At 62.0% G+C, this 5,894-nt stretch carries 6 protein-coding genes; all 6 read left to right on the forward strand.

What is annotated here, in order from left to right:
* Nucleotides 1–269 precede the first annotated feature (269 nt).
* A complete protein-coding gene (locus tag NKJ08_RS37970) occupies nt 270–1,733 on the forward strand; it encodes an ATP-binding cassette domain-containing protein (protein WP_352786285.1) in 1,464 nt (487 codons plus the stop codon).
* Nucleotides 1,730–2,734 carry an ABC transporter permease gene (locus NKJ08_RS37975; RefSeq protein ID WP_352786282.1) on the forward strand — a complete coding sequence of 335 codons (1,005 nt, stop codon included), beginning with the start codon at nt 1,730–1,732 and terminating at the stop codon, nt 2,732–2,734. The genes NKJ08_RS37970 and NKJ08_RS37975 overlap by 4 nt, the downstream gene beginning before the upstream one ends.
* Nucleotides 2,735–2,762: 28 nt before the next feature.
* Nucleotides 2,763–3,719 (forward strand): substrate-binding domain-containing protein, encoded by a 957-nt coding sequence (locus tag NKJ08_RS37980; protein WP_502899837.1) that lies wholly within the window; start codon nt 2,763–2,765, stop codon nt 3,717–3,719.
* 64 nt (nt 3,720–3,783) lie between these two features.
* Nucleotides 3,784–4,677 carry an amidohydrolase family protein gene (locus NKJ08_RS37985; RefSeq protein ID WP_352786284.1) on the forward strand — a complete coding sequence of 298 codons (894 nt, stop codon included), beginning with the start codon at nt 3,784–3,786 and terminating at the stop codon, nt 4,675–4,677.
* 35 nt (nt 4,678–4,712) lie between these two features.
* Nucleotides 4,713–5,465: an SDR family NAD(P)-dependent oxidoreductase gene (locus NKJ08_RS37990; RefSeq protein ID WP_023722445.1), complete on the forward strand. Its 753-nt coding sequence runs from the start codon at nt 4,713–4,715 to the stop codon at nt 5,463–5,465.
* A gap of 19 nt (nt 5,466–5,484) precedes the next feature.
* Nucleotides 5,485–5,894: thiamine pyrophosphate-binding protein (locus tag NKJ08_RS37995; protein ID WP_502906390.1), on the forward strand; the 410-nt coding region annotated here is incomplete at its 3' end.

A 5,894-nucleotide genomic window follows, 5' to 3' on the forward strand; every position in this document is an offset into this window, starting at 1 on the left:
AAGGTGTCACCTGCAATTCCTGAGCGGCCTTTGCCACGCCGCCGAGCCGCGCGACTGCCTCGAAATGCGTCATCGAATTGAACTTGATGTCTGACATCGTCCTCGTCAGTTAAGCTCAGCTACACAGAATATTAAGAAACGAGAATTGAGCCTAATGTCAATCGGTCGCATCATCCTATGGTCTCGGGAGGAGATACAGAATGGAACCGGGTGCAGCCCAAAGCTTGGGTAGTGCCGGCAATGTGCCGGCAGTTGGACAGGCATCGACCATGAAGCCCCTGATCGAGGCTTCCAATGTTAAGAAGAACTACGGCGCAACACGGGTCCTTCGGGGCGTGAGTTTTCAGGTCCGGCCTGGCGAAATCCACGCGCTCCTGGGCGGCAACGGCGCCGGCAAAAGCACCCTGATCCGCATCATCACCGGGCTGATCTCACGCGATGCCGGCGATATTAGCTTCGCCTCGTCGAAGGCCGGCCACACCAGGCCGATCATCGCGGTGGTGCATCAGGAGCTGGCGCTATTGCCCGAGCTGTCGGTCGCGGAAAACATCGGCATCGTCCATGCAAAGGCGGGCTGGTCGCAGATCAGCCGTCGCTGCATGCGGGAAATCGCGCTTGGTGCGCTCCGCCTGATCGACCCCGCGATCGGCGAAGAGATCATCGATCGGCCGGCACGCAAATTGTCCCTCCACGAAGGCCAGATCGTCGAGATCGCCCGCGCACTTTCGACTGGAGCGGAAGTGCTGCTTCTCGATGAGCCTACCGCGAACCTGACAGCCGCCGAGACGGTCAAACTCTTCTCGGTGCTAAAGCGGCTGGTGCGAGAAGAAGGCATCGGTATCGTCTTTGTTTCTCACCGTATGCGCGAAATCCGCGCGCTCTGCGATGTCTGCACGATCTTGCGCGATGGCGTCACGATCGCGAATGCCACGCCCCTGGCCTCGCTCAGCGACGCGGACATCATCCAGCAGATGGGCCAACACGCGCAGCGTCCAGCAACCCACCGCAAACCGCAAAGGGGCCTCCCCCAGAGCCCACCGATCGAGCTGCTGGGCCCAAACAACGTCAGGATCGCAATTTCGTCCGGCACCATCCTGGGACTGGCCGGCGCACCGGCGGGCCCGACCGGCCTCATTGCTCCCCTGGTGGGCGCCGGACCGGGGGCTGGCTGGCGCCTTTCGGGCGGGGGCTTTGGGGACCGTTTCTCGTCCCCAGTGGCAGCGGCGCGGGCCGGTATCGGCTTTGTTTCGGGCGACCGCGCAACCAAAGGGATCCTTTCGCAGCTGCCCATCGTCGATAACGTGCTTGCAGCACGCAGGGTTCGCGAGAGGCGGCGGATCGTAGCCGCAGCCGAGCGGCAGGAATGTCGTGATCTCGTTTCGGCGCTGAAGTTGAAAGCCAGCTCGATCTGGGACCTGCCGGCCTCGTTGTCCGGCGGCAACCAGCAGAAGCTTCTCGTCGCACGGTGGCTTGGGCTGCCGCTCCGGATGGTGGTGCTGGAAGAGCCGACGCGTGGCGTCGACATCGGCACCAAGCATGACATTTACGGTTTGATCCGGGAGATGGCCGACGCTGGCGCGATCATCATCTGGTGGTCGACCGAGAACGTCGAACTGCTCGAGCTTTGCGACGCCATTTTCGCCTTTGACACCGATGGGCGGCCAAAGGGCTTTCTGCCTGAAGAGCACTTCACCGAGGAGGGGCTCGCCGAACTGACGGGGATGGCGGCATGACCGACGCAACCGACGGCACCACCACGACGAAAAAACTCCGGACCACCACGTCGCGCGTCCCAGTAGTTCTTTTGTCCTACCGCACGGAAGCCGCGATTGCCGCTGCGATCGTCGTCCTGCTGCTGGCCGTCGGCATGTTGGTGCCCGCAGCACTCAGCATGGGCAATGTGCAAAACATCATCCAGGCCGCCGCGCCTCTCATAATCATGTCGCTCGGTGTTTTGCTGGTCGTCATTACCGGCGGAATCGATCTTTCGGTCGGTTCAGTCTTTTCCCTGACCGGAATGGTGACCGCGTTGGCGATGGCCAATGGCGGTGACGGACTGACCGCGAGTGCTGCCGGCCTGGCGGTCGGCCTTGTGTTCGGCTCGATCAATGGCCTTCTGGTCACGGTCGTCGGGCTCGCGCCTTTCGTCGTCACGCTCATCACCTACGCGGTGGCGGGCAGCCTTGCCTTCATCGTCACCAATGGGCGTTCGATGCCGATCGGCGCCCCGGATTTCTGGCTCCTGAATTCGGGCGAGATCATCCCAGGCATCCCGAACCATCTTCTGTTCTGCATCATCCTGATGGTCCTGCTGGAATACGCCTTGCGCAAGGTCGTCCTTGGACGCTGGTTCTACGCCGTCGGCTCATCGGCAATTGCCGCCCGGCTGCTCGGCATTCCGGTTCTGCGCATTAAGTTCGCGGCCTATGTCGCTTCGGGCCTGCTCGCCTCTTTCGCCGGGCTGTTGACGGTAAGCTACATCCTCAACGCCGAAGCCACTGCCGGCGCCAGCCTGATGCTGCAGGCAATCGCCGCCGTCGTCATTGGCGGGGCCAGCCTCTTTGGCGGAACCGGGAGCGCGATCGGCGCCGTGCTGGGCGCGCTGATGATCACCTGTATCCAGAACGGCGTGAACCTCATTGGCGTGAACAGCTTCTGGCAAGGCTCGGTCACCGGCGCTGCAATCCTGCTCGCGGTTCTGATCGACCGCTTCAGCAATAACAACCGCATCTAGATCATCAACGGGAGGAACCAAGATGAAAATGAAGACAATCCTGCTTGCAGCATTGGCGGCGTCCGGCCTGTCCAGCGCATCATATGCTGAAGACAAGAAGACCGTCGCTTATATCGCCCCATCGCTGGATATCTCCTACTGGCAATGGGTCGGCTACGGCGTGAAGGAGAAGGCCAACGAGCTTGGCATGGACTATGTCGAGTACACGTCGGAGAATTCGCCCGCCAAGCAGATGGACAATGCCAGGACCGCCGTCACCAAAGGTGTCTCGGCCATTGTGATCGGCCCCGTTAGCTCGACATCGACACCGCCGCTGCTCGATTATCTGGCGAAGCAGAAAGTACCGATCGCGTTCGCCGGCATCGGGCCGCAGCCGGGCCTCACCAACTACACATCCTCGGTCACGGCGAACAACTATGAGACCGGCAAGGCGCAGGGGAAATTCACCTGCGAGCTCGCCAAGGAGCGTGGCGGCAACAAGGTCGGTATGCTGTCCTTGCCGCAGGATCGGGAGAATGCGCAGAAATACCTCAAGGGCGCCAAGGAGGCGTTCGCGGCCGCAGGGTGTGACCTCGTCCAGATGCTGGAGACGCGTGGCCTGACGATCAACGAAGCCGTCACCCAGGCAAATGACCTCTTGACCGCTAATCCCGATGTCAAGGCTATCTACGGCATGTATGACGAAGCCGGCAGCGGCGCCGCCAAGGTGGTCGAAACGCGCGGCCTGGCCGGCAAGATCGGCATTACCGTCGCCGATGGCTCGCCGACAACGATTGCGCTGCTCAAGACGGGAGCGATCCAAGGCATCTTCTTCCAGGAGGCGGTGGGCCAAGGGATCGACGGAACCCAACAGGTCTACAACGCACTGACGGGCGCGCCGGTGACCCAGGATCTGGCCTTGGTCATGCCTCTTGTTACGGCCGACAAGGTTGACAGTCCCGAGGCCAAGAAGGTCATCGCCCGCGTCTTTCCCCCGAGCAACTGACCGCCACCCAATGGACCCGCCGGCTTGGCCAGCGGGTCCAGACCTCAAGCAAGGAATCCCGACCGTGGCCGAGCTGCCGTTCATCGATCCGCACCATCATTTGTGGGATCTGGAGGCCAATTATTATCCGTGGCTGACCGACGGGGTTAAGCCGTCAGCCTTCGGTGACTACGAGGCGATCCGAAAAAGTTACCTTCTCGAGGACTATCTTGAGGACGGCAAGAACCAGAACCTCGTAAAATCGGTGCACCTGGATGTGGGGTTCGATCCCAGCGATCCGGTTGGGGAGACGCGCTGGCTGCAGGAGATCGCCGACAAGCGGGGGTTTCCCCACGGCATCGTCGGCTATGCCGACCTGTCTAGACCCGATGTTGGCGAGCTCCTCGACCGCCACATGGAACATCAGAACTTCCGCGGCATTCGGCAGTCGATGAACTACCATCCCGACGCCGCCAAGACCTATCTGGCGCGGCCGGAGGTGAGCCGGACACCCGAATGGCGGCGTGGTTTCCGGGAGCTGGCGAAGCGACGGCTGAGCTTCGACCTGCAGCTCTACTATCCCCAGATGGGCGAGTTCCTCGAACTCGCGCGCGACTTTCCCGACGTCCAGATCATTCTCAATCACACCGGCATGCAGGTCGACGGCGCCGAGCATTTTGGCGCCTGGAAAAAAGGCATGCACCAGTTGGCGCAAGCGCCGAACGTCGCCTGCAAAATCTCGGGCCTCGGCATGGGCGACTGGACTTGGACCACGGCCTCGATTCGTCCTTATGTCGAGGAGGCGATCGCAGCCTTCGGCGTCGGCCGCTTGATGTTCGCGACGAACTTCCCCGTCGACAAGCTGTTCTCGAGCTTCGACGCCATTTTGAACGCCTTCAAGGAAACTACGATCGCCTACCCGCACGAGGAGCGGCTCGCGCTGTTCCATGACAACGCTGCCCGGTTCTACCGACTTTAGATCACCGGCAAAGAGAAATAGCAGGAGAGTTCGACATGTTGCTGAAGGGCAAGGCCGTGGTGATTTCAGGGGCCGCGAGCCCTCGGGGGATAGGCCGCTCCACGGCAACGCTGATGGCGGAGCAAGGCGCGCGCATTGCTATTCTTGACCTCGATGAGCAACAGGCCCGTGACGCCGCCGAGTCGCTTGGGCCCGAGCACATTGGCCTCGCCTGTAACGTCGCCGACCTCGATGCGTGCAAGAGGGCTGCTGCCGAAGTGGCCGAAGCCTTCGGCAAGGTCGACGTGCTGTGCAACATTGCCGGGATCACGCAGCCCGCAAAGACACTGGATATCGGCCCGGCTGACTGGGACCGCATGCTCGATGTCAACCTACGCGGCGTGCTCTATCTCAGCCAGGCATTCATCCCGAACATGCGCGAAAATGGCGGTGGCTCGATCATCTGCATGTCGTCGGTTTCGGCCCAGCGCGGCGGCGGCATCTTCGGTGGCCCGCACTATTCGGCTGCCAAGGCGGGTGTTCTGGGGCTTGCCAAGGCCATGGCGCGCGAATTCGGTCCCGAAGGCATCCGCGTCAACTGTGTCACACCGGGCCTGATCCAGACCGACATCACCGGCGGCAAACTGACCGAAGCCATGCGCGCCGACATCATCAAGGGAATCCCGCTCAGCCGGCTGGGGGATGCGCGCGACGTCGCTGGCGCCTATCTCTTTTTGGCGTCCGATCTGGCCAGCTACATCACCGGCGCCGTGATCGACGTCAACGGTGGGATGCTGATCCATGGCTGAGAGGATAACGGATCTTGAGATGCCTCGCGCTGGCAGCAATGTCAGCCTGGCCGAACGAGCCTATCGTATCCGCCGACATGCCGTGCGAATGGGCCAAGTCCAGGGCCAAGGTTATGTCGGACAGGCGCTGGGTGTCGCCGACGTGCTTGCCGTCGCCTATTTCCATGCGCTTCGCTACCGGCCGGAGGACACGTTGTGGGAGGGACGCGACCGCTTCCTGCTGTCGATCGGACACTATGCGATCGCGCTCTACGCGGCTCTGATCGAAGCGGGCGTGCTGCCGGAGGAAGAGCTCGAAACCTATGGCAGCGATGAAAGCCGTATGCCGATGTCGGGCATGGCGCCATACACGCCCGGCATGGAGATCACCGGCGGCTCGCTCGGTCACGGCCTTGGCATTGCCGTTGGCATGTGCATGGGGCTGACGCG

It is taken from the genome of Mesorhizobium sp. M0244, assembly GCF_040321795.1.
Lineage (GTDB): Bacteria > Pseudomonadota > Alphaproteobacteria > Rhizobiales > Rhizobiaceae > Mesorhizobium.

Coding starts and splice junctions, on each gene's coding strand:
- NKJ08_RS37975 (WP_352786282.1), top strand. CDS start 1,730: ATGACCGACGCAACCGACGGCACCACCACGACGAAAAAACTCCGGACC.
- NKJ08_RS37990 (WP_023722445.1), top strand. CDS start 4,713: ATGTTGCTGAAGGGCAAGGCCGTGGTGATTTCAGGGGCCGCGAGCCCT.
- NKJ08_RS37980 (WP_502899837.1), top strand. CDS start 2,763: ATGAAGACAATCCTGCTTGCAGCATTGGCGGCGTCCGGCCTGTCCAGC.
- NKJ08_RS37970 (WP_352786285.1), top strand. CDS start 270: ATGAAGCCCCTGATCGAGGCTTCCAATGTTAAGAAGAACTACGGCGCA.